Below are 26,771 nucleotides of genomic sequence, written 5' to 3'. Positions count from 1 at the left end.
ATTTGCCGAAAAATCTAAAATTTCGGCTACGGATCCATATTTAACAATTTCATCTATTCCTTTTTGAAGCCTCAAAGAAGTAGTGTATTTTCTGCTGGTAGCAAGATGAAAACCCTTTAGCATCAATTTAAAGTAATACTTACCATTTGAAGACTTAAACTTTAAAAAGTCTGCTGATTCAATGTTCTCTTTTAATTTGTCAATTTCTTCCTCACACTCAAACTTAAGTTCATAACTCAAACTAGTAAAAATGATCTTTCCTTTTCTGGAAGTAAAAACAAATTTATACTCATCATTAAATCTTTTACTAATAACAAAAGCTCCCATGAAATTTTAGATTTTAAATTGCAGATTTCAGATTCTAAACGTGGAGCTTAGAATTCACTTTTATAAAAATTATTTTTTTCACAGTTACAAATTTCTATAAAATAAAAAAGCTCCAAACATAGTTTGAAGCTTTTTAGTACTCAGAGCGGGACTTGAACCCGCACGAACATTGCTGTTCACTGGATTTTAAGTCCAGCGTGTCTACCAATTTCACCATCCGAGCATTATATGGCATTGAGCGAAAAACGGGGCTCGAACCCGCGACCTCGACCTTGGCAAGGTCGCGCTCTACCAACTGAGCTATTTTCGCGTTTCAAATTGTTGTAAGAACTACAATACTTGACTTGTTCTGTATTGCGAGTGCAAATTTAGGACATTTATTCAATTACACAAGCGTTTTTTGAAAAAAAAATTTACTTATTTTATAACTTTCTGATAACCTAAACTTTAAATCTGAAATTTATTTTTTAACCAGCATTCTTTTAATCTCATTGAGTTTCATTAATGCTTCAACCGGAGTTATCGCATTAATATCAAGACTCATGATCTCTTCTTTTATTTCTTCTAATAAAGGATCATCTAAATTAAAAAAGCTCATTTGCATTTCGTCTGCTGCTGATTTTACTCCGTTTAAGGCATCGCTTGAATGATTCTTCTCTAATTTCTTCAATAATTTCTGTGCTTTCAAAATTACAATTTGAGGCATTCCCGCCATTTTTGCAACGTGGATTCCAAAACTATGTGCACTTCCTCCTTTTACCAGTTTACGAATAAAAAGAACGGTATCTTTTAATTCTTTTACGGCAACATTATAATTCTGAATTCTCGGCAATGATTCTGTCATTTCGTTTAATTCATGATAATGCGTCGCAAATAAGGTTTTAGGTTGTGAGGGATGCTCGTGTAAAAATTCGGCAATAGCCCAGGCAATCGAGATTCCGTCATACGTGCTTGTTCCTCTACCAATTTCATCTAACAAGACTAAACTTCGATCTGAAATATTATTCAAAATAGAAGCCGTTTCGTTCATCTCAACCATAAAAGTAGATTCTCCCATCGAAATATTATCCGATGCTCCTACTCTTGTAAAAATTTTATCGACAATTCCCATTCTCACACTGTCAGCCGGAACAAAACTTCCCATTTGAGCTAACAATACGATCAAAGCCGTTTGTCTTAAAATAGCCGACTTACCGGACATATTGGGTCCGGTAATCATGATAAGTTGCTGGGTTTCTCTGTCAAGAAAAACATCATTAGCAATATAAGGTGTTCCAACCGGTAATTGTTTTTCGATTACAGGGTGTCTTCCGTTTTTGATTTCTAGCTCAAAAGTTTCATCAATTTCAGGACATACATATTGATTTTCTACAGCCAATTGTGTAAACGAACACAAACAATCTAATTGTGCTACCAAATTCGCATTCATCTGAACGGGTTTGATATATGTCGAAATCCAGGCTACTAATTGCTCAAAAAGCTCTGATTCAATTTTATGGATTTTCTCTTCCGCACCTAAAATCTTGGTTTCGTATTCTTTTAATTCTTCGGTAATATAACGTTCCGCATTGACCAGGGTTTGTTTACGAATCCATTCTGTTGGCACTTTATCTTTGTGCGTATTTCTAACTTCGATATAATATCCAAAAACATTATTAAAGGATATTTTCAAAGATGAAATTCCTGTTCTTTCTGATTCTCTTTTTTCGATTCCTTCCAGATATTCTTTTCCGGATGTCGATATATCTCTTAAATCATCCAGTTCTTCACTAATTCCTCTTGCAATTGCATTTCCTTTTGAAATTGCAACCGGCGCATCCTGATTTAAGGTTGTTTTAATCTTCTCTCTTAACAAATCACAAGCATGTAAACTATCTCCAATAACTTTTACCGCTTCTTGCGGACTTGCGAGCGCCAAAGTTTTTATTGGAATAATAGCGTCAAGTGATTCTTTTAAATAAACAATTTCACGCGGAGAAACTTTTCCGGCAGCGATTTTAGAAATCAAACGCTCTAAATCTGAAATTTGCTTGATTTGATATTGAATATTATGTAATACTTCAGAATTTGATTTCAAGTAAGAAACCACATCATGACGACCTTTTATTTTATGACTGTCTTTTAATGGTAAAGCCAGCCAGCGTTTCAACAAACGTCCGCCCATTGGCGAAAGCGTTCTGTCAATAACATCTAAAAGTGTTACGGCATTTGGATTGTAACTATGATATAATTCTAAATTTCTAATGGTAAAACGATCCATCCAGACATACGCATCTTCGGCAATACGCTGAATCGCTGTAATATGCTGAACGCGATTGTGCTGAGTTTCGGATAAATAATATAAAATTGCTCCGGAAGCAATAATTCCTTCTTTTAATTCTTCAATTCCAAAACCTTTTAGAGAAACGGTCTGAAAATGTTTCGTCAAAGTTTCTAAAGCATAATCTTCTTTGTAAATCCAGTCTTCGAGATAGAAAGTATGGAAATCTTCTCCAAAAGCAGTTTTAAAGTCTCCTTTATTATTTTTTGGAACAAGAATTTCACTTGGATTAAAATTCTGCAATAATTTGTCGATATATTCAGCATTTCCCTGAGCGGTTAAAAACTCTCCTGTCGAAACATCTAAAAAAGAAACTCCGATATTTTTATTAGCAAAATAAACCGATGCTAAAAAGTTATTTGTTTTTGATTGTAAAACCTCATCATTTAAGGAAACTCCGGGAGTTACTAATTCAGTAACGCCACGTTTCACGATAGTTTTGGTCATTTTAGGATCTTCAAGCTGATCACAAATCGCAACGCGAAGTCCGGCTTTAACCAATTTTGGCAAATAGGTATTGATAGAATGATGCGGAAAACCTGCTAATGCTGTTTCAGTTTCAGAGCCTGCTCCTCGTTTGGTTAACGTTATCCCAAGGATTTTTGATGCCCTGACAGCGTCTTCTCCAAAGGTTTCATAAAAATCACCCACTCTAAAAAGCAGACATGCATCAGGATATTTTCTCTTGATTTCGTTGTACTGTTTCATTAACGGTGTTTCTTTCACCACTTTCTCTTTAGCTGCCAAATTATTGTATTTTAAATGGAAAATTAAGACAGCGAATTTATAATATTTTGAAGGAATATCGCAGTGCTTCAAAAATTAAAATATTTTAAGAAATTTTTATATTAAGATATAAGAATTTTATATAGATTTGTTCATAATTAAAACAAAGATTCTTAAAGATGAAAAAAATAATTTTATTCGCTATGTTAGCTGTAGTTGGAATTACTGCTTCTAACGCACAAAGCACTAAAAAAGCAACTGCAAAAGCTGCTAAAGTTGCTAAAGTTGAAGGAGCCGGAATGGCTTTTGAAACAGAAACTATTGATTACGGAACTGTCGCTCACAATGCTGATGGAAAACGTGAATTCGTTTTTGTAAACAACGGAACTAAACCATTAATCATTACAAATACACAAGGATCTTGTGGTTGTACTGTACCAACAACTCCAAAAGAGCCTATCGCTCCTGGTGCTAAAGGTATTATTGGTGTAAAATATGCTACTGACAGAGTTGGTGCTTTTACAAAAACTGTAACTGTTACTTCTAATGCTGAAGGACAACCTACAAAAGTACTTACAATTAAAGGTACAGTTTTACCAGATCCAGTTAAAAGCTAATCTGAAAAACAAATAAAATAAATCGAAAAAGCTTCCTTATCTTTGGAAGCTTTTTTTATGACCTGAATTCAACACAAATGAGAAAACTGGAAAATAGCGAACTGGACAGAAAATCAATTGAAGATTTTAAAAAATCAGATAAAACGCCTTTAATTTTAGTATTAGATGATATTCGCAGCCTGCACAATATTGGATCTGTTTTTAGAACCGCTGATGCTTTTTTAATTGAAAAAATAATATTATGCGGAATTACAGCTACTCCGCCAAATAAAGAAATTCATAAAACTGCTCTTGGTGCTACCGAAACTGTTGCCTGGGAACATCACGAAAATGTTTTGGAAGTTATCGAAAATCTAAAAAAAGAGAATGTAATGACTCTTGCTATCGAACAGGTTGAAAGTTCTGTTTTTCTTCAGGATTTTAAAGTTGAGAAAAATCAAAAATATGCGCTTGTTTTTGGTAATGAAGTTTATGGCGTTGCTCAGGAAGCAGTTGCCATTTGCGATGGCTGTATTGAGATTCCGCAATTAGGAACAAAACATTCCCTAAATATTGCTGTAAGTGCAGGAATTGTAGTTTGGGATTTGTTTCAGAAACTTAATTGGCCCGCTACAATTTAATAAAGAATCTACTTTCATAAATTGTTATTTTACAATAGATTCCGACTTTAAATGTTAGAAATTGAAATATATTTTTTTGTTCTTATAAAATTGATACTTTTATAAAATGAAAAGAACCAATTTCGTAAAAATAACCATTTCCTTTTTTATTTTAAGTTTCATTCAATCTTATGCAAATGAGAAAATTAAGACTTCAAATAAAACTGTAACTACCACAACAAACGATACTCTTAAATCAAATAAAAAAAACGGCAAAGTTAGTTTTGCTACTACTCCGCCTGTACTAAAAGCTACAGGCGATCAATTATATTGCCCGCAAAATGTAATTAATATTATCACCGCTTTTTCTATAACGCATGATCCTCTGGAACCGGGAACTCAAGCCGCATATATTCAAATTTCTTCCGGCTATTCTAATGGTTTAGATAAATTAGCACTTTCAAATACCGCTATTCATCCTTCTATTGTATCAAGTTGGGATGCAACTGCCGGAAAATTAACATTATCAGGTTCAACTGGTGCTGACGTTTTATATTCTGATCTCGAAGCTGCTATTAAAGATGTTGTATTTACTAATTCATCGGCGACAGCTTCCGGAACTAAAACTTTTTCGATCACAATTGGTCAGGCTAATTATTTGCCATCTACACAACATTATTACTTATATGTTCCTAGTACTGGAATTACATGGACTGACGCAAAAACAGCTGCAGAAGCCAGAACTTATTACGGATTAAAAGGTTATCTGGCGACTATTTTATCTACTGATGAAGCTAAATTAGTTGGAGAGCAAGCATCAGGAACGGGCTGGATTGGCGGAAGCGATGCGGAAAGTGAAGGTGTCTGGAAATGGGTTACAGGACCTGAAGCGGGAACTGTTTTCTGGAACGGAACTGCAAATGGTTCAACTCCAAATTTTGCTTTCTGGAATAGTAGCGAACCTAATAATCAGGGAGGAAATGAAAAATATGCTCATATTACGCAACCCGGAGTTGGAATAAAAGGTTCATGGAATGATTTATCAAACACAGGAGATCCAAGTGGCGATTATCAACCAAAAGGTTATGTGGTAGAATATGGCGGAATGCCTGGCGAATTGCCTTTAGAAATTGCTGCAAGTACAAAAATTACTATTCCGGCTGCAACGCCTGATGTAAATGTAAATTCGGTTTGTGACTCAGGAAGTTTTATTTTGAAAGCCACTGCAACCGCCGGAGCAACAGTTAATTGGTATGATTCAGCAATTGGAGGAACTTTATTGACAACAGGAAACTCCTTTACAACTCCAATATTAAATGCAACAACAACTTATTATGTTGACGCAGGTTGTGAGTCAAACCGAAAACCGGTTATTGCAACTGTAAATGCAACGCCTAATCAACCTGTTGCAACTTCATCAACGGTTTATAATTGCGGATCAGGAAGTGTTGTTCTTGAAGCTAATGCAAATATTGGTGTCATTAATTGGTTTACAGCTTCTACAGGCGGAACAAGTGTTCATATGGGAAACAGTTTTACAACGCCAACAATTTCCTCTAATATTACTTATTATGCTGAGGCTTCAAATAGTATGTGTATTAATTCAAACAGAACGCCTGTAAATATTGTGATTTATACTCCGCCAGTTGTTACAAATGAAACTTTGGCTTTATGCCAATTTCAAAAAGTTACGCTCGATGCCGGGATTTCCGGAATGACTTATTTGTGGAATACCGGCGCAACAACTCCAACTATTGACGCCATTGCTGGCGGAACTTATACTGTAGACGTTACAAGTGCTGCTCCTGAAAATTGCACGAGCCGAAAAACTATCATAGTCAATGAACATCAAATTCCGCAAATAGATAGAATTGACGTGAACGGAACTACGGCAGTAATTCATCTTAAAAAAGAAATGGATTATTTTGAATATTCGGTTGACGGATTAAATTTTCAGGATTCTAATTTATTTTATGATGTTCCCGGAGGATTACAAACGGCATATGTGAGGGAGAAAAATGGTTGCGGACAAACAACACTAAACTTTGTTGTGCTTGTTTTTCCTCCCTTTTTTACTCCAAACAATGATTCGTATAATGATTTATGGGAAGTAAAAGGAATGGAAAATTATCCGCAAGCTGAAGTTACTATTTTTGACCGCTACGGAAAACTAATTGCTCAGTTAAATTCGTCTAAAATGAGTTGGGACGGGACTTTTGATAAAACTCCTCTGCCCGCTTCTGATTATTGGTATGCTTTGAAAGTTGATAATACCAAACCTGTTTTAAAAGGACATTTTTCTTTAAAAAGATAAATTTTAATTAGAGAATGTGTCAATTAGAGAATGAGATAATTTAATTAGACAATTATAGCCACGAATTCACGAATATTTAAAAACACAGTCGCGCGCAATTTTCTAATTAACACATTGTCTAATTATCTAATTATCCTATCTTCTTCTGAATTTCATTTAAGATAAAAAGATAATCTTCGTGTTTTTTTACAAAATCACGATCAGACACATCGATGATCAAAACATTGAGATCTGTTTGGGATTTTATATAATCTAAATAACCATTGTTGATTTTATCCAGATATTCTGCTTCAATATTCTGTTCATAATTTCTGCCGCGTTTCTTGATGTTTTGAAGTAAACGTTCTGAATTCTGATACAAATAAACGTATAGATCCGGCTTTGGCATTTCTTTATAAATAATATCGAATAAGTTGCGATACAAGCGATATTCATCTTCTGCTAAGGTAATTTTAGCAAAAATCAATGATTTAAAAATATGATAATCGGCTACGATGAAATCTTTAAACAAATCAAATTGCGCCAAATCATCTGATAATTGCTGATAACGATCTGCCAGAAAAGACATTTCTAGCGGAAAAGCATATCGGTTTTGATCTTTATAAAATTTGGGCAAAAAAGGATTGTCAGCAAAACGTTCTAAAACCGTTTTGGCATTAAAATCTTCGGCAATTTTTTGTACAAGAGTGGTTTTACCCGCGCCAATATTTCCTTCAAAAGCAATATAATTAAAGTTTTCGAGTGCAATTTCGCGCAAAGGATTTTTTAAGTTCTGAACTATTGTACAAATCCCGTCATCAGGCGAATTTGCAATTAATTCTGAAATAGATTTTTGAAAAACAGGATGTTTCCAGTCTAATTTTAAATCCTGTATTGGCAGCAAAACAAAATTTCTGTTTTGCATTAAAGGATGCGGAATTTGCAGTTTCTCAGAATCAATAATCTGGTCATCAAAAACAATCAGATCAATATCGATAAGTCTGGATTGATAACCTTGCTGATCTGTTCTGATTCGTCCTAATTGTTTTTCAACCTTTAAAACCTGATTCAGTATTTTTTGTGCCGATGAATTTGTGTGTAAAACCAAAGCGCAATTATAAAAAGCATCACTTTCAAATCCCCATGCAGGAGTTTCGTATAGTTTAGAAACCCTGATAACAGTTCCCACTTCCTGATGTATTAAATCGATACAACTTTCGATGTTTGTTAACCTGTTTCCCTGATTACTGCCTATAGATAAAACGACTTGATGCTGTGACTTCATAATTACTGCAAATTAACTAAAACTATTTTAGAATTAAGTACATTATTTAAGGCAAGAATGAGAAGTTTCTAACGGCTTCTGATTTTTTATTTGCCATATCTATCTTAAAAAACTTGAAACATAATACAAAAATACTCTATCTTTAATTTAGAAATTTAAAAATGTAAAAACTACAAGTTTCATCAAATCGTGTTTGATAAATAATTTGTTTTTAGATTACATTTGTAACAAACCAGCCTTTTTCGCTACTTATTAAAAAAAAATACTTATGAAGTTTTTAGGAAATGTAATTGCCACAGTTGTTGGTATTTTTGTATTTATTATGTTCTTCTTTTTCGGAATAATTCTTATTGGAGCTATTTTTGGAGGAGAGGATACTGTTTCTGTCAAAGGCGATTCGGTGATTGAATTAAACTTAAAACAAATTCAGAATGACTATGCCGGAAAATATAAAGATCCTTGGGTAACTGTTTTCTCAGATAAAAAAGAAGTTGGTTTAACCGATGTAATCAATGCAATCGAAGCGGCAAAAAAAGATGATAATATTAAAGGAATTTCGATTTTAAACGATGAATCTTCTTTAGGTTTAGCTCAATATAAAGATTTGAGAAATGCGCTTGAAAGTTTCAAAAAATCAGGAAAATTTGTTTGGGCTTACTCCAATACTTATTCTCAAAAAGAATATTATTTAAATTCTGTTGCCAATACAATTTATATCAATCCTGCGGGAGATTTAGATTTTAAAGGACTTTCGTCTGAAGTTATGTTCTTTAAAGATTTTCAGGATAAATCAGGCATTCATATGGAAGTGATTCGTCACGGAAAATATAAAAGTGCTGTTGAACCATTTTTAGAAAATAAAATGAGTGATGCCAACAGAGAACAAGTTACGGCTCTCTTGAACTCGATCTGGACAACGGTTTCTACTGATATTTCGAAAAGCAGAAATATTCCTCTGCCTAAATTAAATGAAATCGCAAACGGTTTATTAGCCCGAACTCCGGAAATGGCAAAAGCACAACATTTAGTTGATATTGTGGCGTATGAAGATGTTTATCATAATGCGATCAAAAAAGCGTTGAAAGTTACCGGCGATGATGATTATAATAAAATTTCGATTTTAGATTATACTCAAAATAATGTTACAACTGCTTTAACTAATTCAGCAACAGATCAAATTGCCATTATTTACGCTCAAGGCGAAATACAAAGCGGTGAAGGAGATGTTACCGTAATTGGTGAAGGTTCTATGCGCCGTTCTTTACAGGAAGCCCGTAAAGACGAAGATGTAAAAGCAATTGTTCTTAGAATTGATAGTCCGGGCGGAAACGCTTTAACATCTGATTTGATCTGGAGAGAAATTGAAATCACTAAAAAAGTAAAACCTGTTGTGGTTTCTATGGGAAATTATGCTGCTTCCGGCGGTTATTATATTGCTTGTAATGCCAACAAAATTTTTGCTGAAAGCAATACAATTACCGGTTCTATTGGTGTTTTTGGAATTTTACCAAATTTTAGTCCGTTAGCGAATAAATTAGGAATCAATACTGAACAAGTTAAAACACACGAAAATTCAGCTAATTATAGTCCGTTTGTGCCAGTTGACGAAAAATTTAAGGCTTTTACATTAGAAGGAGTTGAACATATTTACAACACATTTGTAACGCATGTTGCTGAAGGACGAAAAATGACTTTTGCGCAAGTTGATGCGATTGCACAAGGAAGAGTATGGTCAGGAAGTGAGGCTTTGAAAATAGGTCTTGTTGATAAAATTGGCGGACTAAATGATGCGATTGCTGAAGCGGCAAAAATTGCTAAAATAAAATCATATAGTACTCAGAATTATCCTGAATACGAAAAAACATTTAACGAGATCCTTTCTAATTTACCTTTTGCACAATCGAAAGAAGCTTTTATAAAAGAAGAAATTGGCGAAGAAAATTATTTGCTTATTGAGCAGGTGAAAAGACTTCAAAAGCAAAAAGGAGTTCAGGCAATGCTTCCTTTTGGACTGAACATTAAATAATCTTATTATTAAAATGAAAAAAATATTTGCTGTTGCTGCGATTTTATTTCTGAGTTTTGCTAATGCTCAGGATAAAAGCGGAATCACGTTTAAAGAATCTCCTATAATTTTAAAAATTAATATAGATCAGATTTTTGGCACGCTGACTACGCCGGATTTAACAAAAAAATATCCGGTGGCTTTGATAATTTCGGGTTCAGGACCAACGGATCGAAACGGAAATAATCCGATGATGAAAAATAATTCACTGAAAATGCTGGCTGAAACGCTGGCAAAAAACGGAATTGCTTCGTTACGATATGATAAAAGAGGAATTGGAGAAAGCAAAGCATCTGCAGTTTCTGAACAAACGCTGGTTTTTGAAAATTATACGGAAGATGCAAAAAGCTGGATCAATTTACTAAAACAAGACAAACGTTTCTCTCAGGTAATTGTAATAGGTCACAGCGAAGGTTCATTAATAGGTATGATCGCGGGAGCAAAAGCAAACAAATTTATATCGATTGCCGGTCCGGGAGAATCTGCTGATAAACTGATAAAAGCGCAAATCGCGTCAAAATCAAGTAAACAATTAGAGGATTTGACATTCCCTATTATTGATAGTCTGAAAAGCGGAAACAACGTAAAAAAAGTAGATCCAATGCTTAATTCTCTTTTTAGAGCAAGCATTCAGCCGTATTTAATTTCGTGGTTCAAATATAATCCTCAAACTGAAATTAAAAAGTTAACTGTTCCTATTTTAATTCTGCAGGGAAATAAAGATTTGCAAGTAACCGTAAAAGATGCGGAACTATTATCGCAAGCGAATAAAAATGCGGAACTATTGATTGTTGAGAACATGAATCATATTATGAAAACGATTGAAGGTGATAACCAGGCAAATATGGAAAGTTATAATAATGAGAGTTTACCTCTTTCAGAAATCATGACAAATAAGATTGTTTCGTTCATTAAAAAATAATCAAAATCATAAAAACAGTACAAATCCGTTTGAATCTATATTCAGGCAGATTTTTATTTTTAACAAATTTAAAAATATTCCTACATTTTACGAAAACTTTATCTTTGATCTCAATCAAAAAAAACTATTTTTGCATGAGACGATTATAAATTTAAACCCTCAAATCTATTTATATGTTAAAGAAAATTTTAAAAATCACTGCCATTATTCTTGTAGTGATTGTTGCCGCATTATTTGCCATTCCGTATTTCTTTAAAGATCAAATAAAAGCTAAAATTGCAGAAGCAATCAACGAAAGTGTTGATGCTAAAGTAAGTTTTGCCGATGCTGATTTAAGTTTGTTTAAAAACTTCCCGAACGCAACTGTTGGAATCGAAAAACTGGTAATCATTAACAAAGCTCCTTTTGAAGGCGACACCTTGGTTTCGTTAGGAGAATTGAATTTAAAAATGAGTATCAAGGAACTTTTTAAAGGAAAAGATGAACCTTTAAACATTCAGGGAATAAGTTCTACAAATGGTTTAATCAATATTATTTTTAATAAAGATGGTGTTGGAAACTTTGATATTGCGTTAAAAGACAAAAAAGAAACTAAGAAAGACGAAGCAAGCAAACCGCTTTCATTGAAAATTCAGAATTATAAAATCGAGAATTTTACTTTTAGATATATTGATCAGGGTTCTAAAATTAAAATGGTAATTGATAGTTTAAATCACGAAGGAACGGGAGATTTCACGAATTCAAAATTAGATTTAACTACAAAATCTACTGCTAACGTTTCATTGGACATGGATAAAATCAATTACATGAAAAATGTAAAACTGACTTTAGACGCTGTTTTAGGAATTGATTTAGAAAAAAGCAAGTATACTTTTAAAGAAAATAAGGCTTTGATTAACCAATTGCCTTTAGAATTTGATGGTTTTATCCAGATGGTTGACGCTGGACAAAATTATGATTTAAAATTTAAAACGCCAACTTCGTCGTTTACCAATTTCTTAGGGTTAATTCCTTCTGCTTATTCTTCAAGTTTAAATGGTGTAAAAACTACGGGAGATTTTACTATTGTTGGTTTTGCAAAAGGACAATTGACAGATACAACAGTTCCAAAATTTAATATTGCAATTGCATCAAATAATGCTTCATTTCAATATCCGAACTTACCAAAATCAGTTCAGAATATTGTGATCGACACGAAAATTATCAATGAAACAGGAATCTTAAATGATACATATGTTAACTTAGACAAACTGACTTTTAGAATTGATCAGGATGTTTTTAGCGCTAAAGCGAATGTTAGAAACATAACGGTAAATCCGCTTGTAGATGCAGCTTTGAAAGGAACAATTAACTTGGCTAATCTTTCAAAAGCATATCCAATAAAATTAGACAAACCTTTGGCAGGTATTTTAAAAGCTGATGTTACTACAAAATTTGATATGGCATCTGTAGAAAAAAGCCAATATCAAAATATAAAAAATGCCGGAACAATGAGTTTGTCAGGATTTAAATATACTGACGAAAACAATAAGTCAATGAATATTAGTACGGCTTTGGTTGAGTTTAACCCAAGTACAATTAGCCTGAAAAAATTTGATGCTACAACAGGCAAAAGTGATTTAAGCATTAATGGAGTTTTAGAGAATTTCTACGGTTTTATGTTTAAGAAACAAGAACTTAGAGGAAACTTCAATATGAGTTCAAACCAATTAGCAGTTGACGATTTTATGACTGCCGGTGAACCTGCTAAAACTGGAACTGCAACCGGAAAAGAAGGAGAAACTAAATCAACACCAGCAAAAACTGCTGAAGCAATGAAGATTCCTGCTTTTTTAAATTGTACAATAAATGCAAAAGCAACAACCGTTTTATATGATAATTTAAAACTGAAAGATGTTTCAGGAAAATTGATTGTAAAGGATGAAAAAGCAACTTTAGAAAACTTTAAAACATCAATTTTTGGAGGAACTATTGGTTTAACAGGAACGGTTTCTACAAAAACTAAAGTTCCTACGTTTGATATGAATTTAGGCTTTAATCAAGTTGATATTGCACAGACTTTTACGCAGTTAGACATGATGAAAAAAATTGCTCCAATAGCAGGAATTATTAACGGAAAATTGAATTCAACTATAAAACTAAATGGAAATCTGGATGCTAACGAGTTAACTCCGGATTTAAAATCGATTTCAGGAGACTTAATTGGGCAATTACTTTCAACGACTATAAATGCTAAAAATTCAACTGTATTAAATTCTTTGACTTCAAATATTAAATTTCTTGATATGAATAAGTTGAATTTAAATGATATTAAAGCAGCCTTAACTTTTGAAAACGGAAAAGTAAATGTAAAACCTTTTGATATTAAATATCAGGATATTAAAGTTACAGTTGGCGGAACTCACGGTTTTGACCAAACAATGAATTATAACTTAAAATTTGATGTTCCTGCTAAATATTTAGGTAGTGAAGCAAATGCATTCATAGCAAAAATGTCTCCTGCAGATGCTGCAAAACTGCAAAACATTCCGATAAATGCATTGATTACAGGTAACTTTTCTAATCCGAAAGTTTCAACTGATATGAAATCTGCTGTTACAAGTTTAACAACTCAGCTGGTGAATCAGCAAAAAGAAAAGCTGACTCAAAAAGGTACTTCGGCTCTTACGGATTTAATTAATAAAAATACTAAGGCAAAAGATACTACAAAAGCAGCCACAACCGAGAAAGAACAAAAAACTCAGGAAGCTACTAAAAAAGCGAGTGACTTAATAAACGGTTTATTCAAGAAGAAAAACTAAAACAAAAAAGGCGATCAACTTAGATCGCCTTTTTTTATGCTTTTACTTTTTCGGTTTACATTGCGTTTGAATAAATACCTAATTTTCCGTTATTTAAAATTGAATTTATAGTATTCAAATAATCTTTTTTGGTATATATATTTACGTCTATCCCAATGCTGCAATTATCATAAGGCTCGTATTTTTTTATGTTCGCACCAGAAAACAATCCTATTGTAGGCGTTTGTGCGGCACTTGCTAAATGCATTATTCCGCTATCAGCACCAATAAATAAATTTGAATTTGCAATAACAGCTGCTATTTCCCTAATATCCTTACTATAAAATGTAGGCGCCTTAAATCCAATTTGCGATACATTTTCTACAGGCAAAATTTCAATAATATTATAGTTAGCATATTCGTCTTTGAGTTTTGTATAGAAATTTTCCCACCATTCTTCAGATAGACACTTTTCGCCTGTTGCGTAAGTAAATATGCAAATTGTTTTTTTATCGTTGTGAAAAAGGTCGCTTAAAATTTCCTTGCCCTCAACAATTTCAGATGGTGATAATTTAAGATTTACAGGTGCTATTATCTTATTGCTTTTTGGAAATCTTAGTTTAGTTAAATAATTCCTGAAGTTGTAAACAGGGTATTTTGCGATGTGCTCATAATCATTTTTCAAAGATTGAAATTCTTCGTTTGAATCTCCGAAAAATTTATATTTGGCATTTGAAAACTGGACTGCTAAACGTCCTGACGAAGAATTTTGATCTACATTGATCGCAATATCATAGTTTTGTCTTTTTATAGAAATCCAGACATTGAGATATTTCACTAAACTTTTAAAAGGCTTTTTAGGTAAGTCGATTATCTTATCTATGTTTTCGTAATTTTCAAAAATTATTGGAGCTAACGTTCCCTTAACAAACAAATCGACTTTACAATTTGGAAATATTTCTGTGACTTCCTGAACGAGAGGTGTAATCAATAATAAGTTTCCTAATCTTCCATTTGGTCTACAGATCAAAATTCTTTTTATATCTGTTTTATCAACTAATATAATATCTTCCTGTGATCCTGATTTTCCAATATTCTTAGTAAGATTGCGCATTAAGCCACGCCTGAAAACATTAATTTTTTTTAGAATACCCATCTATTAAATACTTTAAGAATGATTAAATCTCCATTTAAATTTTAAAAAAATCCAAAGTTTGAACCACGTTAAAACTAGTTCCTTTTATTTTTTAAAAATAAATTCTTTCAATAAGCAATTATTACAAAATTGTAATCAAATTTATCAATATTCACATATTGAAGACTTTGAAAGAGATTTAAAAATACGAAAAATATTTCATAATCAATAACATATTAGACAGTTAGCTAATATCCATAGACCATTTACCAATAAATCTAGACGTTTATTGTCACAACATATCCTTCTGAACTTCGAACATTAAAAACTGTTCCGTCCTCAAAAATTAAATATTGGCCTTTGATTCCTGTTAATTTTCCGGTAAATGACGGGGTTTTGTCAAGGCTTAAACTTGCCACTTTTGCAGGGTAATTTAGTACCGGATAATGCAGTTCATACAAGTCATTTTTTTGCGAATAGAAATATTCTTTGGCTTCATCCGGAATCAGGTTTTCTACCTTAACTTTCTCGGCTATCAGATCACAATCTCCACAAACATTTTGAAGCATTTTTCTCCAATTAGTCTTATCTGTATAATGACTTTTTAAGGCCATCTCTGTAATTCCTGCTAAATATCGATTGGGAACCTCAACAATTGCAATTGCCTGACTTGCACCCTGATCGATCCAACGGGTTGGAACTTGCGTTTTACGGGTTACGCCCACTTTTACTTCACTGGCAAGAGCCAAATAAACAACGTGTGGCTGTAATTGTACTTTTTGCTCATATTCTAAATCACGATCTGCAATTCCTAAATGGGCCGTACTTAATTCCGGTCTCATAATCCAGTCGCCAACTGCCGGACTGGAATAAAAGCAATCATAACAGAATCCCTGACGGAATATTTTTTTCTTTTTATGACAATTCAAACATTCATAACCTGCAAAATTAATCTCAATCTCTTTATCCAAAAGTTGGTTCATGTTTAGAAAACTATCTTCAAAAACCAGGTAATATTGAATTGGATTTCCTAGTTCAGTTTGCATTTTAGTTAGTACGCCTTGATATGTCATTATATTTTAGATTGCTGTCCCGAAGCTTCGGGATAGATTAGATTGATGTTTTTCGATTGGAGATACTTTGTAAAAATGAGAAATTATATTAAATTCAAATTTTGAATCACAATCTTTAGTCAATATTGACGTTTTTTTTTACAAAAAAACACTATTTTTGATACAACGACAAAGTTAGTATTTGTCGATCGATATTCAAATTTTAAATTTCCTGATTTACGCAAAAGTAAAATCCGTAATCTAAAATCTCCCGAAGCTATTGGGATTAAAACCTAAATTCACTCATGCCGTTATCAATAATCAATTCGTTTGCCTCCTGGGTCCTGAAACAAAGGATACATCAAATAGAACTTTTTCTAAAATATCCAAATGAAGTTCAGGAAGAACTGTTGCATAATTTATTGACGGCCTCAGAAAATACTGTAATAGGGAAACAATATGGTTTTGAATCAATTAGTTCGTATCAAACTTTTGCTGAAAGGGTTCCTATTGCGACTTACGAGGAACTACAGCCTTTGATTGAACGAACTCGTCAGGGCGAACAAGGTGTTTTTTGGGATACTCCAATAAAATGGTTTGCAAAATCGAGCGGAACTACAAATGCTAAAAGCAAATTTATTCCGGTTAGTAATGAAGCACTTGAAGATTGTCACTATAAAGGAAGTAAGGATTTGCTTTGCTTGTATTTGAATAATAATGAGGATTCGGAATTGTTTTTGGGGAAAAGTCTTCGCTTGGGCGGAAGTTCTCAGATTTATGAAAACAACAATACTTATTTTGGAGATTTATCAGCGATTTTGATTGAAAACATGCCCATTTGGGCTGAATTTAGCAGCACTCCAAGCAGTAAAACTTCGTTAATGAGCGAATGGGAAGCTAAAATTGCTGCGATTATAAATGAAACTAAAACGGAGAATGTGACCAGTTTTGCTGGAGTTCCGTCCTGGATGTTAGTTTTAATGAATAAAGTTCTAGAAAATACAGGAAAAGAAAGTTTATTAGAAATCTGGCCTAATCTGGAAGTTTACTTTCATGGCGGTGTGAGCTTTTCTCCTTATAAAGAACAATACAAGAAAATTTTACCAAGTAAAGATTTTAAATATTACGAAATATACAATGCTTCTGAAGGATTTTTTGCGATTCAGGATTTGAATAATTCAAGCGATTTATTGTTAATGCTGGATTATGGCATTTTCTATGAATTTATTTCAATGGATACTTTTGGAACTCCTAACCAAAAAGTGATTCGGTTGGCTGATGTTGAATTGAATAAAAACTATGCAATTGTTATTACGACCAATTCTGGTTTATGGCGTTATTTGATTGGTGATACAGTTCGTTTTACTTCTTTAAACCCATATAGAATTCGCGTTACAGGAAGAACCAAACATCATATTAATGTTTTTGGGGAAGAATTAATGGTCGAAAATACGGATCAGGCAATTGCGAAGGCGTGTCAGCTTACTCAAACCGAAGTTATTGATTATACCGTTGCTCCTATTTTTATGCAGGACAAAGAAAAAGGCGCGCATGAATGGATGATCGAATTCAAGAAAAAACCTGCTGACGTGGGACTTTTTCAAAAAGTTCTGGATGAAACGTTACAGACTTTAAACTCTGATTATGAAGCAAAACGTCAAAATAACATGACTTTAAATCAATTAGTGATTAATGTCGCTCGTGAAAACTTATTTTATGATTGGCTAAAAGAACGTGATAAATTGGGCGGACAACATAAAATTCCAAGACTTTCGAATCAAAGGGATTATTTAGAGCAATTGAAGGAAATGTAAGTATTTGAAGTTGCCATGAATTTCATTCATTTCTTTGATTTGCCATCGTGAACACAATCTTTGGCAAACCCGACAGGTTTTAAAAACCTGTCGGGTTTAGATCATTGCTTTTCACAGCAATTTGCCATTCGACGGAAGAGAAATCACACTAGTAATTACGTAAAGATGTCGTCAATCTTTGTCGAGCTTCGGGTGTGATTTCTCCCTTCGGTCGAAATGACATTACAACTCTACATCATATCAATATATCGATCGTGATATCCTAATAAGTATAAAACTCCGTCAAGTCCTAAACTTGAAATTGAGGTTGCGGCGTTTTCTTTTACTTTTGGTTTTGCGTGAAAGGCGATTCCCAAACCTGCTAAGTTTAGCATTGGTAAATCGTTTGCTCCGTCACCTACGGCAATGGTTTGGTTGATGTGGATTCCTTCTTTTTCGGCGATTGCTTTTAGATATTCGGCTTTCTTTTGTCCGTCTACGATTTCGCCCAGATATTTACCGGTTAATTTACCATCTTTAATTTCTAATTGATTGGCATGAACGTAATCGATACCTAGTTCTTTTTGCAGATATTCTCCAAAATAGGTAAATCCTCCAGATAAAATTGCAGTTTTATATCCGTAATATTTCAAGGCTTTCATTAAACGGCGAGCACCTTTTGTGATTGGTAAATTGATGGCGACATTTTGCAAAACATCTTCGCTCAAACCTTCAAGCAGCGCCATACGCTGTTTGAAACTTTCGTTGAAATCAATTTCTCCGTTCATGGCAGATTCTGTAATGGCGCGAACTTGCGGCCCTACTCCGTTTAGCTCGGCCAATTCATCTATTACTTCTGTTTGAATCAAAGTCGAATCCATATCGAAACATACTAAACGACGGTTTCGTCTGTAAATATTATCTTCCTGAAAAGAAATATCGACATTTAAGGTTCGGGAAATTTCCATAAAACTTGCTGTCATGATGATCTTGTTTACAATTTCGCCGGTTACGGATAATTGAATACAAGAACGGGGATATTCTTCTATTTCAACAATAGATGTTCTGCCCGTTAATCTTATAATAGAATCAATATTTAAGTTTTGATCTGACATTATTTTAGTAACCGCTGCTAATTGTGAAGCTGCGAGTTTTTCGCCTAAAATATTAATTATATAACGTTGTTTAGATTGCGATTTTACCCATTTTTCATAATCTTCAATAGAGATTGGGATGAATTTTACTTTAATTTCCAGTTCGTAGGCTTTGAATAATAAATCTTTTAAAACTGGTCCTGAACTTGAACCGGCTTCGATCTCGAACAAAATTCCCAAAGAAAGTGTGTCGTGAATATCAGCCTGACCAATATCCAGAATATTGGCATCGTAAGTTGCCAATACTGCTGTTAAACCTGCCGTTACTCCTATTTTATCATGTCCTGAAACTTTTAATAAAATAATCTCTTTACCTTCTATTGCCATTTTATGTATTGATTTTAAGAAGCGACAAAAATCGGCAATCTATTGTTGATAAAAAAGGATATTGTTTGTTTTTTTGAAAAGAAAAAGCACATATGAATGTGCTTTTTGAAGTAATTTAACAAATATGTTCGACTATTGAAATAACTTAACTATTATATTCTTTATGTGGTTCTGATTCATCAAAATTTACCATCCAGCCTATCCCAAATTTATCTTTGAACATTCCGAAATATGCTCCCCAAAATGTTTTGTTCATTGGCATTTCGACTTTGCCTCCAGCCGAAAGTCCGTTAAAAATCTTGTCTGCTTCGTCCTGGCTTTCTGTATTAATAGAAATTGAAAAATTATTTGACAAACCCGGATCTCCAAATTGTGGATGACTATCGCTTCCCATTAAAATGGTATGCCCAATAGGGAGCGAAACGTGCATGATTCGGTTGCCATCCTGTGTTGATAATTCAGGACAACTGCCGTTCTCGTCTGCGGGCATGTCTTTAAATTTTCCGATATACGGAAATTCTCCTCCAAAAACTGATTTGTAAAACAGAAATGCTTCTTCGCAATTTCCATTAAAAATTAAATACGGGTTTACTGTTGCCATGATATTTGTTTTTTTATTTTTTTTAGTAATCTATATTTTTTTTCCTCTATTATCTTTTTTCTATCTAATTCTCTGAAAGCTCTTTTACTATTTCTAATCCTTTAGGGAAAGCGTCTTTAAAATAATCAATAAATTTTTCGACTACATCAACTTCAACTACAAGATCTGTAAACTCATCATCGGGAGTTAATCGATAGGTTTCCATAGCGCCGCTCCATTTTTCTGTTTCTTCGTCAAGCGGTAATTCTTTGAAATCTTTTATTTCTCCCAGATGTTTAAAAGCCATATATTCATTTTGGACTTTTTTCTCGATTATGCTATTCATTCCTCTACCATTCGGCCCCAGAAAGTGTATTTTTCCACCTTCGTTCCAATCACTTATTGCATATGATCCTTCATAAAAAACTCCTGCCCATTTTATGTAGGTTTCGTCATTCCACAAAACCGACCAAACTTTATCGGAATGAGCTTTAATTCTGATTTTAAATTCTAATGTTTCCATAATTATGATAGTTTACTAAAATCCATAAATAAAACATTCCATCGATGACCGTCTAAATCTGCAAAGCCAAAGCCGTACATCCAGCCTTGCTCTTCTGCCGGAGGCGCAAAAATATGTCCGCCGGCATCTTGGACTTTCTTTGCCAGTTCATCAACTTCTGAAACACTTTCAGCATCAATTGATATCAAAACTTCTGAACTTGATTGTGTATCGGTCAATTTGTTTTGAGAAAAACTCGAAAATAATGTTTCTTCAAAAAGCATCACTACAAATTTCCCTTCACCTACAACCATGCAAGTCGAGCTTGGCGTGTCGTGTTCTTCATTAAAAGAGAATCCTATTTGTGAAAAAAAAGCTTTTGATTTTGCCACCTCTTTTACCGGCAAATTCAGCCATATTTGTTTTGTCATAATTGCTGCTTTTTATATTTTTAAACATTTTAATTATTTTTTAAACCAGATAAGTGATATAAGATAATTTAAGTTTTTTGCTCGCAAAGACGCGAAGTCGCAAAGTTTTAATTACTTGTTTTCAAAACTTTGTCCCTTTGTAACTCTGATCCTTTACCATTAAACATTACTTTCTACATAAGTTTTAAAATTATCCAGTATCGCGTTCCATCCACCTTGTTGCATTTCTTCTGAATTCTCAGTTTCGGGATCAAAGCTTTCAGTGATTTCTACTCCGTTTGAGGTTTCTGTAAAAGTAATTTCAACTTTTCTTCCATCTTCGAGAACATATTCTATTGCTTTATTTTTTTCTACCAAAGTATATTCTCCTCCAAAATCAAAACTTATACTGGCATCTTTTGCAGCCATTGTGGTTTTGAATTTTCCGCCAACTTGCAAATCATTTTCTGCATGAGGTGAATGCCATTCTGCAGAAGCGTAACTCCAGTTTTTGATATGTTCCGGTAATGTCCAAAAATCCCAAACTTTATCTATTGATGCGTTAATCGTGCTTTGTACTGTGATCATTGTAATCGTTTTTATTTGAATTAACTTTTTCTATTTTAATTGGCTTTTAAAAAGCTTCGACATATTTTTTAAAATTATCAATAACGGTTTGACACCATTCTTTTTGCATGCTTTCAGAATCTTCTATTACGGGCTCAAAAGTTTCTGTGATTATTACTTCGTTTTCATTTTTTTCAAAACTCACTTTCCCTATTCTGTTATCAAGGAGTTTATATTCTATTAAAGATAAATTTTCGATTTTAGTATATATGCCTTCAAAATCAAAACTTAAATTTTTATCTTTTTTAGCCATTTTGTATTTGAATTTTCCTCCAACTTTCAATCATTTTCTGCATATAGAGTATACCAATCGTCTATCGCAATATTCCAATTTTGAATATATTCCGGTAATGTCCAAAAATCCCAGATTTTATCAATTGATGCATGAATCGTATTTTGTACCGTTATCATTATTTTTTTATTAGAATTGAATATCTTTTTATATAAAATTACAAATTATTTAAAGCAAATTTAAAATAATCCCTTCAGCTTTATGATACATTAAAAGTCAACTTTAGGGTCATATAAGACAAATTAATTACTTTTGTGTATCAAGTAACTTTACAAAAACCACAAAATTATGAGCACGAAAGTAGGTTTAATTGTTCCGCATGATTATAAGTTATTAAGCATAGCTGCGATTTTAGAAGTTTTTGAAACAGCTAATAATCTTTTTAAAGAAACTAAAAAGCCTTTTGAAATTATGGTTTTTCAATCGGCTGAACAAATCAATGAAGAGTATTTGTTTGGCTATAAAGTTAATTCGATCGAAGAGTCAAATAAAACTTTAGATTTGATTTTAATTCCTGCTTTTACAACTGACAATATGGTTGAAATGATTGCTAAGAACAAGAATTTTATTCCGTGGCTGAAGAAACAACATAAAGACGGAGCCGAATTAGCGAGTTTTTGTACTGGTGCTTTTTTGTTTGCTGCTTCGGGATTGTTAAACGAAAAGCTTGCCACAACGCATGTTGATGCTTGCAGTGCTTTTACAAAAGCTTTCCCGTTGGTAAAATTAAAACCCGAAGAAACTTTAACGGCTGATGGCAGTTTATATACGAGCGGCGGTTCTACCTCAACGTTTCATTTATTGATTTTATTGGTCCAGAAATATTGTGGAAATGAAATTGCTGTTCAGATTGCAAAGATTTTCTCGATTGATTTAAATCGATACAAACAGAGTTATTTCAGCACTTTCAGACCAAATCATTTGCATAATGATACTTTGGTTGCGATGCTTCAGCAGAAAATTGAAAGTCAGTATCATTCAATTGAAAAACTGGAAGAAATCACCAAAGATATTCCAACGAGTACCAGAAACATGACACGAAGGTTTAAACAAGTTACTGGAATTCCGCCAATTGAATATTTGCAGAATATCAGGGTTGAAAGTTCTAAGAAATATCTGGAGCAAACTCAACTTTCAATTTCTGAAATTATTGAGAAAACAGGTTATAATGATCCAAAGGCGTTTAGAAAAGTGTTTTTTAAAATGGTGGGAATGAAACCTATCGAATATCGTGAGAAGTTTAGGGTTCAATAAAAAACCTGTTCAAATAAATGAACAGGTTTAAAAGTGAACTTTGTTGAAGTTAATAATTTATGAAAATTTATTTCTCATTTTCTCTTACTACTATATTGTTATTAAAAAAAGCGTTTAACATCGCTTGGCTCTCCTTCACCAATTAGACAAATCCAAGACAAAGCCATATAAACATCTTCGGATTGTGTATTATCATATGTTTTAAAACGTTGACAATTATATTTCTTAATTCCTGTAATCGATAATTGCAGTATAATTTCCTCCGCACTGAGGCATTTTATTGGCAGAATCAAATTTGCTCAAAAAATTATTAATACTATGTTCCAGAATATTCAGATTATATTTTCTGAATATTTCTGGCTTTTCAATTAAATATTTACTGATTTAATTAGGCAAAAATAGGTGCGTACATAAACGAGATACTTGAAACAATTGTGATTTTTTAGTTATAATACAATCAGAAATACTATTCTTAACAGCATTATTAATTATTTTCTACTTTTTGCCCTTAATTTAAAAAACTTAATTCCGAAATAAACACATCCGATTATTATAAAAAATAAAACGGGGAAAAAATAGCTTACAATATAAAATGTATTATGAATACAAAAATTGAAATTGTATTGTTTGAAATAGAAAAAAAACAATAACAACATACCAATTATTAGAAATCTTAAAAATTTAATTTTCATATATTCTTACATTATTAAAAAAAGCATTAAACATTGTAAAATAACCAAATTCTGAGTCTTGAAAACTTAGGTCATCAACAATAGAATTAAGTAATTTGTTTGGGAATTTTTTATACAAAATTTTATCCTCAATTACAGTTTCAATATCCTCAACTAATTCGTTTATTTTTCTTGTTTCTGTATTTTTTCGTTCAAATTGAGAAATTTCTGATTCAGAAAAAAATAGCTCAATTATATTTTTTTGTACATTAATTACATAATAAGGAACAATCACACTTACAAATAATGATATCGTATATAGTTGCCTATTTTCGATGACATTCATGTTAAAAGTCATACATCTATCCCCTATATTAAACAAGGAAAAATCTATAAAATCTTTTAAAGTCTTGTCATTTTCAAATTCTTTAAGAATATTTGCCCTAAAGGACTTTCCATAGTCAGTATCAAAATCAGTTATTATTTGATTCAATCTCCTATACTCTTCACTAATAAAATATTTATCCTTCTCCCTAAAAGCACATATGTTTTTAGGATAGAATAAATACACTAAATTCTTTAAAACTTTATCAATCATAGTATTTTAATATTAATTACAATTCCCTGCTGTCCAGGTATTTGTTTTTAATTAGTAGCCGGAATATTTGAAGTTGAATTAAAATTTACTCTACCTCCCGGTACAGAAGGAGGATAATTATGTATCAATCTCTCTCTAAAATATCGGTCAAGTATCAAATCTGAAACGTCTGTTCCTCCATACTTATCTACAACTTCCTGCATTGGTTTTGACACATATTTTTTATAATAAATACTAAACTGAGCATTCATTGTATCTTTATCAATGGATTACTCTTTTAAAATTTTGTCCTTTAAATCTAAATAAACCACAATATCACTTTATTTTTTATCCTGAGCTTTTAACAAAGCGACATGAAAAGTAAGCTTATTAAAAAAATCGTGTTTCATAATAATATATATATATATTTATACATCTAATTATAAATACCGTCTCCTGCTCCTTGTACAACAACCCATTTGCCTTTTTTCTTTTCTAAAACCAATATCGAAGTATTCCCTAAAATTTTACTATAAGTATCCGTTTTTTGTATTGTAAAAACAGCATATTTCTTATCATAATAAATGGGCTCAGAGAAAGAAAAGATAATGTAATAATCGTCAAAATTAAACTTTTCATACTTTCCCGGATTTGGAAATTTAGCACGTTCAAAGAAAAGAATGTTTTGCTTTTTGAAATCTTTCGAATTCCAGATATCTCCCTTAACCCAGCGATCTGTATTAATTTTATTTTGATATTTTAATTTCATTTCTTCCCATTTTTTTTTATCATATAATGGTTCTTCTATTCCTTCTACTTTTACATTTTTTTCTGCTCCCTCATAATAAAATGTTTTGCCTTTAAAAATGTCAATAGTAACATTGTTATTAATTTTTTCCTTAATAATCATTACTTTCTGATCTCCTAATTTTTGAGATTCCAAATAGTCATTTATTGGTCCATTCTTGTCTTTTGTAACCGAACAGCTAGTATATAAAGCGATCAAAAAGAGATATTTAAAATTTTTCATAATAATAATTAATTACATGGTTTTCCAACTGTATTTTGTAATTCCCCTGTGCTATATCCAACAGCATTTCCACTTTGTTCACATGCGTATCTATTCTCAATCCTTAATCTTTCCAAAGATCCTGAAGGAAATTTTTCTTCAAATACAGGAGTACCAATAAGTCCTCCCCAAGCTAAATCTGTGTATACTTGATAAGGAATAATATTATTAGGATCCCCACCTTTATTATATTCTTGTAATGTTTGTGCAATTACATCAATATATTGATTCGCCATCTCTATATGATGGGCATCGTAATTATTTGGAAACTTTTTTTCCACATATCCCTGAAAAAGGACGGGGTAATTATTAAATACAGCAGGATTTGGAGGATTTGAATTTGAATAATCATCTTTTAGACTCATAAAATAAGCATGTCCTATTTCGTGCAACATATTTCCCGCTCTAAAAAGTTTTGTAGCTCCTGTGTAATCAGTACTAATTTGAATCTTATAATTAAATGGAGAAATATGTTGAGTTGCTGCGGGCTTAGAATCTGAAGTTACTTCTGACACAAAGGTTAATGTATATATTTTATCCGCTCCAAGTTTTATTAGCATTGCTGCAATATCAAAATTTGTAGCATTTTTTAACTGTTCTAAAACTGCTTTTGGGCAGGGATCAAGCTTAGTTGCATCAATTTGTTTTTGCAATGCTTTTGCAATTTGTTCAGCAGTGGGAACTCCAACTCCTGAACCACTTTTATAATTATACAATTCTAATCTTTGATTTATTATATCTTCTTTACTATAATTACCATCACAAGGAAAAGGCATAATACTAGTTGTCCTTGTTGTTGTAGTACCAAGATATTTAATTAATATAATTTCATTTCCAACTGACCAAATATCAAAACGAGAAGTAGTTTGATCGATAATTGCCGTATAATTTCCTCCGCACTGGGGCATTTTATTTGCAGCATCAGATTTGGTCAAAAAGATATTAATACTATCTTCCAAAATATTCAGATTATTATTTTCTGAAATATTTCTGGCTTTTCCGTTATATATCGCTATTGATCCCAAATTTTCTCCGTTTAAAAGAAATACATTTAATGTTCCTGTAAAATCATTTAGCTTTGTAATTGTTTCGGGATAAACATTACTCCCTTTATTCGTATAGATTTCTACAAAATAAGAATGTAATTGCCCTTCCGACTCAATTGTAACAACCTGATATTTTAAATGATTCTCTAAAACATTAGATTCCAGCATGCTTGCTGTTTTTTCATGAGCTGAAATCTCAGAAATTTTGAAATTCCCCTTCTGTGTTTCCTTTATAGTTTCCCAATCTATCGCAACATTTTCAGCAATATTTACATTAGAAAATTTATCTAATTCTAAATCATTTTTTACCTGATTTAAATTCGTATTTTCTTTATTCTCTGCTATCTC

24 protein-coding genes and 2 tRNA genes are annotated in these 26,771 nt (G+C 32.5%); 8 read left to right on the top strand and 18 right to left on the bottom strand.

Annotation, left to right across the window (positions count from 1 at the left end; all coding sequences use genetic code 11):
* The 4 genes from ACHZDT_RS06725 to mutS form a co-directional block, all read right to left on the bottom strand.
* Window positions 1-327 (bottom strand): DUF1508 domain-containing protein (locus ACHZDT_RS06725; protein ID WP_394773864.1); only part of this gene is annotated, 327 nt, incomplete at its 3' end.
* A gap of 137 nt (window positions 328-464) precedes the next feature.
* Window positions 465-550: transfer RNA gene (locus tag ACHZDT_RS06720), tRNA-Leu, on the bottom strand.
* Between the two features lie 14 nt (window positions 551-564).
* Window positions 565-637: transfer RNA gene (locus ACHZDT_RS06715), tRNA-Gly, on the bottom strand.
* Window positions 638-787: 150 nt separating this feature from the next.
* A complete protein-coding gene (mutS, locus tag ACHZDT_RS06710) occupies window positions 788-3,394 on the bottom strand; it encodes a DNA mismatch repair protein MutS (protein ID WP_394773863.1) in 2,607 nt (868 codons plus the stop codon).
* Between the two features lie 158 nt (window positions 3,395-3,552).
* On the opposite strand from mutS, the gene ACHZDT_RS06705 reads away from it, so the two are divergent.
* The 3 genes from ACHZDT_RS06705 to ACHZDT_RS06695 all read left to right on the top strand — a co-directional run bounded on the left by ACHZDT_RS06705 (window position 3,553) and on the right by ACHZDT_RS06695 (window position 6,903).
* Window positions 3,553-3,990, top strand: a complete 438-nt coding sequence (locus ACHZDT_RS06705) for a DUF1573 domain-containing protein (protein ID WP_394773862.1) — start codon at window positions 3,553-3,555, stop codon at window positions 3,988-3,990.
* Window positions 3,991-4,067: 77 nt separating this feature from the next.
* Complete coding sequence (locus tag ACHZDT_RS06700) at window positions 4,068-4,610, top strand: RNA methyltransferase (protein WP_394773861.1); 543 nt, start codon at window positions 4,068-4,070, stop codon at window positions 4,608-4,610.
* A 106-nt stretch (window positions 4,611-4,716) separates the two neighbouring features.
* The gene (locus ACHZDT_RS06695) at window positions 4,717-6,903 is read left to right on the top strand and encodes a T9SS type B sorting domain-containing protein (RefSeq protein WP_394773860.1); all 2,187 of its coding nucleotides are present in this window, start codon (window positions 4,717-4,719) and stop codon (window positions 6,901-6,903) included.
* Between the two features lie 130 nt (window positions 6,904-7,033).
* On the opposite strand, the gene folK is transcribed toward ACHZDT_RS06695, so the two are convergent.
* Window positions 7,034-8,167, bottom strand: coding sequence for a 2-amino-4-hydroxy-6-hydroxymethyldihydropteridine diphosphokinase (folK, locus tag ACHZDT_RS06690; RefSeq protein WP_394773859.1), 1,134 nt, complete (start codon window positions 8,165-8,167; stop codon window positions 7,034-7,036).
* Window positions 8,168-8,435: 268 nt separating this feature from the next.
* Between folK and sppA the strand changes: the two genes are divergently transcribed.
* The 3 genes from sppA to ACHZDT_RS06675 all read left to right on the top strand — a co-directional run bounded on the left by sppA (window position 8,436) and on the right by ACHZDT_RS06675 (window position 13,955).
* On the top strand, window positions 8,436-10,193 hold the full coding sequence (gene sppA, locus ACHZDT_RS06685; protein WP_394773858.1) for a signal peptide peptidase SppA: 1,758 nt from the start codon (window positions 8,436-8,438) through the stop codon (window positions 10,191-10,193).
* A gap of 13 nt (window positions 10,194-10,206) precedes the next feature.
* Entirely contained in the window at window positions 10,207-11,154 is a 948-nt protein-coding gene (locus ACHZDT_RS06680; RefSeq protein ID WP_394773857.1) for an alpha/beta hydrolase, read from the top strand.
* Between the two features lie 173 nt (window positions 11,155-11,327).
* Window positions 11,328-13,955: an AsmA-like C-terminal region-containing protein gene (locus ACHZDT_RS06675; protein ID WP_394773856.1), complete on the top strand. Its 2,628-nt coding sequence runs from the start codon at window positions 11,328-11,330 to the stop codon at window positions 13,953-13,955.
* 55 nt (window positions 13,956-14,010) lie between these two features.
* Here ACHZDT_RS06675 and ACHZDT_RS06670 read toward each other — a convergent pair whose 3' ends face one another.
* Together ACHZDT_RS06670 and ACHZDT_RS06665 are read right to left on the bottom strand one after the other, a co-directional pair.
* Window positions 14,011-15,090, bottom strand: a complete 1,080-nt coding sequence (locus ACHZDT_RS06670) for a glycosyltransferase family 9 protein (RefSeq protein WP_394773855.1) — start codon at window positions 15,088-15,090, stop codon at window positions 14,011-14,013.
* A 257-nt stretch (window positions 15,091-15,347) separates the two neighbouring features.
* Window positions 15,348-16,142: a DUF2797 domain-containing protein gene (locus tag ACHZDT_RS06665; RefSeq protein ID WP_394773854.1), complete on the bottom strand. Its 795-nt coding sequence runs from the start codon at window positions 16,140-16,142 to the stop codon at window positions 15,348-15,350.
* Between the two features lie 284 nt (window positions 16,143-16,426).
* Here ACHZDT_RS06665 and ACHZDT_RS06660 point away from each other — a divergent pair, with 284 nt between their 5' ends.
* Entirely contained in the window at window positions 16,427-17,935 is a 1,509-nt protein-coding gene (locus ACHZDT_RS06660; RefSeq protein ID WP_394773853.1) for a GH3 auxin-responsive promoter family protein, read from the top strand.
* A gap of 230 nt (window positions 17,936-18,165) precedes the next feature.
* Here the strand turns inward: ACHZDT_RS06660 and serB are convergent, their stop codons facing one another.
* From serB to ACHZDT_RS06625, 7 genes are all read right to left on the bottom strand, one after another.
* Window positions 18,166-19,395, bottom strand: coding sequence for a phosphoserine phosphatase SerB (serB, locus tag ACHZDT_RS06655; RefSeq protein WP_394773852.1), 1,230 nt, complete (start codon window positions 19,393-19,395; stop codon window positions 18,166-18,168).
* A gap of 145 nt (window positions 19,396-19,540) precedes the next feature.
* The gene (locus ACHZDT_RS06650) at window positions 19,541-19,996 is read right to left on the bottom strand and encodes a VOC family protein (RefSeq protein WP_394773851.1); all 456 of its coding nucleotides are present in this window, start codon (window positions 19,994-19,996) and stop codon (window positions 19,541-19,543) included.
* 64 nt (window positions 19,997-20,060) lie between these two features.
* Complete coding sequence (locus ACHZDT_RS06645) at window positions 20,061-20,498, bottom strand: SRPBCC domain-containing protein (protein WP_394773850.1); 438 nt, start codon at window positions 20,496-20,498, stop codon at window positions 20,061-20,063.
* 2 nt (window positions 20,499-20,500) lie between these two features.
* Window positions 20,501-20,908, bottom strand: coding sequence for a VOC family protein (locus ACHZDT_RS06640; protein ID WP_394773849.1), 408 nt, complete (start codon window positions 20,906-20,908; stop codon window positions 20,501-20,503).
* Between the two features lie 159 nt (window positions 20,909-21,067).
* Complete coding sequence (locus ACHZDT_RS06635) at window positions 21,068-21,475, bottom strand: SRPBCC family protein (protein ID WP_394773848.1); 408 nt, start codon at window positions 21,473-21,475, stop codon at window positions 21,068-21,070.
* 46 nt (window positions 21,476-21,521) lie between these two features.
* Window positions 21,522-21,767 carry a hypothetical protein gene (locus ACHZDT_RS06630; RefSeq protein ID WP_394773847.1) on the bottom strand — a complete coding sequence of 82 codons (246 nt, stop codon included), beginning with the start codon at window positions 21,765-21,767 and terminating at the stop codon, window positions 21,522-21,524.
* A 26-nt stretch (window positions 21,768-21,793) separates the two neighbouring features.
* The gene (locus ACHZDT_RS06625; RefSeq protein WP_394773846.1) at window positions 21,794-21,925 is read right to left on the bottom strand and encodes a hypothetical protein; all 132 of its coding nucleotides are present in this window, start codon (window positions 21,923-21,925) and stop codon (window positions 21,794-21,796) included.
* Between the two features lie 169 nt (window positions 21,926-22,094).
* Here ACHZDT_RS06625 and ACHZDT_RS06620 point away from each other — a divergent pair, with 169 nt between their 5' ends.
* Complete coding sequence (locus ACHZDT_RS06620; protein ID WP_394773845.1) at window positions 22,095-23,060, top strand: GlxA family transcriptional regulator; 966 nt, start codon at window positions 22,095-22,097, stop codon at window positions 23,058-23,060.
* Between the two features lie 681 nt (window positions 23,061-23,741).
* Here ACHZDT_RS06620 and ACHZDT_RS06615 read toward each other — a convergent pair.
* The 4 genes from ACHZDT_RS06615 to ACHZDT_RS06600 form a co-directional block, all read right to left on the bottom strand.
* Entirely contained in the window at window positions 23,742-24,329 is a 588-nt protein-coding gene (locus tag ACHZDT_RS06615) for a hypothetical protein (protein ID WP_394773843.1), read from the bottom strand.
* A 47-nt stretch (window positions 24,330-24,376) separates the two neighbouring features.
* Window positions 24,377-24,580 carry a hypothetical protein gene (locus ACHZDT_RS06610; RefSeq protein WP_394773842.1) on the bottom strand — a complete coding sequence of 68 codons (204 nt, stop codon included), beginning with the start codon at window positions 24,578-24,580 and terminating at the stop codon, window positions 24,377-24,379.
* Window positions 24,581-24,744: 164 nt separating this feature from the next.
* Window positions 24,745-25,338, bottom strand: coding sequence for a hypothetical protein (locus ACHZDT_RS06605; RefSeq protein ID WP_394773841.1), 594 nt, complete (start codon window positions 25,336-25,338; stop codon window positions 24,745-24,747).
* An 8-nt stretch (window positions 25,339-25,346) separates the two neighbouring features.
* Window positions 25,347-26,771, bottom strand: a 1,425-nt coding sequence (locus ACHZDT_RS06600; protein ID WP_394773840.1) for a hypothetical protein, incomplete at its 5' end; no start/stop codon positions are given.

The sequence above is a fragment of the Flavobacterium sp. genome (assembly GCF_043722275.1).
GTDB lineage: Bacteria > Bacteroidota > Bacteroidia > Flavobacteriales > Flavobacteriaceae > Flavobacterium.
The sequence above is the reverse complement of the archived record's forward strand: the minus strand, read 5'-3'. Positions and strand labels throughout refer to the sequence as shown.

Excerpts from the sequence above, each read along its gene's own strand:
- ACHZDT_RS06705 (WP_394773862.1), top strand. The coding sequence starts at position 3,553 with ATGAAAAAAATAATTTTATTCGCTATGTTAGCTGTAGTTGGAATTACT.
- ACHZDT_RS06700 (WP_394773861.1), top strand. The coding sequence starts at position 4,068 with ATGAGAAAACTGGAAAATAGCGAACTGGACAGAAAATCAATTGAAGAT.
- ACHZDT_RS06695 (WP_394773860.1), top strand. The coding sequence starts at position 4,717 with ATGAAAAGAACCAATTTCGTAAAAATAACCATTTCCTTTTTTATTTTA.
- folK (WP_394773859.1), bottom strand. The coding sequence starts at position 8,167 with ATGAAGTCACAGCATCAAGTCGTTTTATCTATAGGCAGTAATCAGGGA.
- sppA (WP_394773858.1), top strand. The coding sequence starts at position 8,436 with ATGAAGTTTTTAGGAAATGTAATTGCCACAGTTGTTGGTATTTTTGTA.
- ACHZDT_RS06680 (WP_394773857.1), top strand. The coding sequence starts at position 10,207 with ATGAAAAAAATATTTGCTGTTGCTGCGATTTTATTTCTGAGTTTTGCT.
- ACHZDT_RS06675 (WP_394773856.1), top strand. The coding sequence starts at position 11,328 with ATGTTAAAGAAAATTTTAAAAATCACTGCCATTATTCTTGTAGTGATT.
- ACHZDT_RS06670 (WP_394773855.1), bottom strand. The coding sequence starts at position 15,090 with ATGGGTATTCTAAAAAAAATTAATGTTTTCAGGCGTGGCTTAATGCGC.
- ACHZDT_RS06665 (WP_394773854.1), bottom strand. The coding sequence starts at position 16,142 with ATGACATATCAAGGCGTACTAACTAAAATGCAAACTGAACTAGGAAAT.
- ACHZDT_RS06660 (WP_394773853.1), top strand. The coding sequence starts at position 16,427 with ATGCCGTTATCAATAATCAATTCGTTTGCCTCCTGGGTCCTGAAACAA.
- serB (WP_394773852.1), bottom strand. The coding sequence starts at position 19,395 with ATGGCAATAGAAGGTAAAGAGATTATTTTATTAAAAGTTTCAGGACAT.
- ACHZDT_RS06650 (WP_394773851.1), bottom strand. The coding sequence starts at position 19,996 with ATGGCAACAGTAAACCCGTATTTAATTTTTAATGGAAATTGCGAAGAA.
- ACHZDT_RS06645 (WP_394773850.1), bottom strand. The coding sequence starts at position 20,498 with ATGGAAACATTAGAATTTAAAATCAGAATTAAAGCTCATTCCGATAAA.
- ACHZDT_RS06640 (WP_394773849.1), bottom strand. The coding sequence starts at position 20,908 with ATGACAAAACAAATATGGCTGAATTTGCCGGTAAAAGAGGTGGCAAAA.
- ACHZDT_RS06635 (WP_394773848.1), bottom strand. The coding sequence starts at position 21,475 with ATGATCACAGTACAAAGCACGATTAACGCATCAATAGATAAAGTTTGG.
- ACHZDT_RS06630 (WP_394773847.1), bottom strand. The coding sequence starts at position 21,767 with ATGGCTAAAAAAGATAAAAATTTAAGTTTTGATTTTGAAGGCATATAT.
- ACHZDT_RS06625 (WP_394773846.1), bottom strand. The coding sequence starts at position 21,925 with ATGATAACGGTACAAAATACGATTCATGCATCAATTGATAAAATCTGG.
- ACHZDT_RS06620 (WP_394773845.1), top strand. The coding sequence starts at position 22,095 with ATGAGCACGAAAGTAGGTTTAATTGTTCCGCATGATTATAAGTTATTA.
- ACHZDT_RS06615 (WP_394773843.1), bottom strand. The coding sequence starts at position 24,329 with ATGATTGATAAAGTTTTAAAGAATTTAGTGTATTTATTCTATCCTAAA.
- ACHZDT_RS06610 (WP_394773842.1), bottom strand. The coding sequence starts at position 24,580 with ATGAATGCTCAGTTTAGTATTTATTATAAAAAATATGTGTCAAAACCA.
- ACHZDT_RS06605 (WP_394773841.1), bottom strand. The coding sequence starts at position 25,338 with ATGAAAAATTTTAAATATCTCTTTTTGATCGCTTTATATACTAGCTGT.